The sequence below is a fragment of the Arthrobacter sp. K410C genome (assembly GCF_059090105.1).
The window spans coordinates 1-230 of the sequence record NZ_JBNHFJ010000080.1 but is presented as its reverse complement, the minus strand read 5'-3'; the positions used below and the strand labels follow the sequence as shown (position 1 = coordinate 230).

1 protein-coding gene is annotated in these 230 nt (G+C 70.0%); it reads left to right on the top strand.

Annotation, left to right across the window (positions count from 1 at the left end):
• A partial coding sequence (locus tag AC5RU7_RS21160) for an FAD-dependent oxidoreductase (protein WP_494053894.1) occupies window positions 1–230 on the top strand: 230 nt, incomplete at both ends.

Genomic DNA, 230 nt, shown 5'->3' with positions numbered 1-230 from the left:
GAACCGGCGCGTCACCGGCGTGCAGACCCCCGACGGCGTGATCCCGGCCGACATCGTGGTCTCCTGCGCCGGGTTCTGGGGCGCCAAAATCGGTGAAATGATCGGCATGGCCGTGCCCCTGCTCCCCCTGGCACACCAGTACGTCAAAACCACCCCCGTCCCGGCCCAGCACGGCAAGAACGAGCTCCCCAACGGCGCCCGCCTGCCGATCCTGCGCCACCAGGACCAGG